Consider the following 2263-nt stretch of genomic DNA (forward strand, 5'->3'; position numbering starts at 1 on the left):
GCTTCAGGTAGATCGAATAATTCTTGATGTTGCAGGCGGAGATCATGGCCAGCACGTCGGGCCAGACGGCGGCATGGAGGCGGACATACTCATCGACCTTTTCCGGTTTCAGCCCCAGAATCATCCCCATCCGCTGCATATCAGTCTCCTATTTCGTGATCGCCGTGGTGAATTCGGCGATGCCCATGGCCTTGACCGCGTCCCAGTCCCAGTCGATGCCGATGCCCGGTTCGTCGGGCGCCAGCGCCTGGCCATCCTCGATGCGGAGGCGCTTGCCGGTCAACTGGTCGAGTTGCGGAATGTACTCGACATATCGGCCGTTCTGAACAGCGCAGGTCAGGCTGACATGCAGTTCCATCAGGAAATGCGGGCAGACCGGAATGTCGAAGGCCTCCGCCGCGTGCGCGATCTTGAGCCAGGGCGTGATGCCGCCGATGCGGCCGACATCGACCTGCACGATCGAGCAGGCGCCTTTCTGCATGTATTCGCGAAAATGGCGAATGGAGTAGAGCGACTCGCCGATCGCGATCGGCGTCGGCGTCGAGTTCGACAACCGCACATGTCCGTCAATATCGTCGGCCGGCAGCGGCTCCTCGATCCAGGCGAGGTCGAGTTCGCGCAACCTTGCGGCGCGCCGGATCGCCTCGTCGACCGAAAAACCCTGATTGGCGTCGGTCATGATCTCATAGCCGTCGCCGACCGCCTTGCGCACCGCCGACAGGCGGGCAAGATCCTCCGACCCGTGCGGCCTGCCGATTTTCACTTTCGAGCCGCGAAAGCCCTTCGCCTTGGCGGCTAGCGCATCGTCAACCAGCGCCTGCGTCTCGATGTGCAGCCAACCGCCTTCGGTCGTGTAGAGCGGGCAGCGATCCTTGGCACCGCCGGCCAGTTTCCACAGCGGCAGGTTCTGTTTCTTGGCCCGCAGATCCCATAGTGCCGTGTCGATCGCCGCGATCGCTATCGCGGTGATCGCGCCGATGGTTGTGGCATGCGTGGCGAATTCGAGATCGTGCCAGATCGCCTCGATCATGTCGGGGTCGCGGCCGATCAGGCGCGGCACCAGATGGTCGGACAACAGCCGCATCACCGACGAGCCGCCGGTGCCGATCGTGTAGCTGTAGCCGGTGCCGACCGCGCCGTCGGAATCGGTGATGGTGACGATCGGCGTTTCCTGGCTGACGAAGCTCTGGATCGCGTCGGTGCGTTTGACCTTGGGTACAAGGTCCACCATGCAAAGGTCGACTTTCTCGATTCTGGTCATGCCGATCAGCTCCGCAATGTCTTTCCGGTCTCAGTGGCAAACAGATGCGCCTGCGACATGTCGAGGCTCATGGCGACGCGCTCGCCCGGCCGGAGTGGCCTCGGGTTCAGCATGCGCGACACCCAGTCCGTACCGTTGAATTCGACGAACACCAGCGTCTCGTTGCCGAGCGGTTCGGTAACGGTGATCGGCAGTTCGATCTGGTGGACGTCTGCCGCGCCACCGGAACTGATGCCATGGCCGGTTGGATAGATGTCGTCCGGCCGTAGCCCGAACACAACCTTGTCGCCGGTCGTGACATTGGCCTTGAACTGAGCGGGCAGCGGCAGCTTTTCGCCGTTGGCGAAAACCATCTGGCCGTCATCGATCGTGGCCTCGTGCAAATTCATCGGCGGCGAACCGATGAAGCCGGCAACGAAGCGGGTTGCCGGCCGCCGAAAGACCTCGTCGGGCGTGCCGACCTGTTCGATATGGCCGTCGCGCATGATGACGATGCGATCGGCCAGCGTCATTGCTTCGACCTGGTCGTGGGTGACGTAGATCACCGTCGACTGCACCTTGGCATGCAGCTTCTTGATCTCGGTGCGCATCTGCGTGCGCAATTTGGCGTCGAGATTGGAAAGCGGCTCGTCGAACAGGAACACATCGGGATCGCGCACGATGGCGCGGCCCATGGCGACGCGCTGGCGCTGACCGCCGGACAGTTGTGAGGGGCGGCGATCCAGCAACGTGTCGAGGCCGAGGATGGCCGAGGCTTCGGCGACACGGCGGTCCATGTCTTCCTTGGCGGCACCGGCGATCTTCAGCGAGAAGCCGAGATTCTCGCGCACCGTCATGTGCGGATAGAGCGCGTACGACTGGAACACCATCGAGATGTTGCGCGAGCGTGGCGGCAAATCGTTGACGATGCGCCCGCCGATCTTGATCGAGCCGGCGCTGATCTCTTCCAGCCCGGCGATCATCCGCAGCGTCGTCGACTTGCCGCAGCCGGAGGGGCCGACC

General features: G+C 63.0%; 3 protein-coding genes. All 3 read right to left on the reverse strand.

Features of this window, described 5'->3' with window-relative positions; all coding sequences use genetic code 11:
- Positions 1-139, reverse strand: a 139-nt coding sequence (locus EOC06_RS43145) for an L-rhamnose mutarotase (RefSeq protein WP_245469903.1), incomplete at its 3' end; no start/stop codon positions are given.
- Positions 140-148: 9 nt separating this feature from the next.
- A complete protein-coding gene (locus tag EOC06_RS22335; protein ID WP_128308807.1) occupies positions 149-1261 on the reverse strand; it encodes a mandelate racemase/muconate lactonizing enzyme family protein in 1113 nt (370 codons plus the stop codon).
- A gap of 5 nt (positions 1262-1266) precedes the next feature.
- Positions 1267-2263: ABC transporter ATP-binding protein (locus tag EOC06_RS22340; RefSeq protein WP_128308808.1), on the reverse strand; the 997-nt coding region annotated here is incomplete at its 5' end.

This window comes from Mesorhizobium sp. M7A.F.Ca.MR.362.00.0.0 (genome assembly GCF_004023175.1).
Lineage (GTDB): Bacteria > Pseudomonadota > Alphaproteobacteria > Rhizobiales > Rhizobiaceae > Mesorhizobium.

Excerpts from the sequence above, each read along its gene's own strand:
- EOC06_RS22335 (WP_128308807.1), bottom strand. The coding sequence starts at position 1,261 with ATGACCAGAATCGAGAAAGTCGACCTTTGCATGGTGGACCTTGTACCC.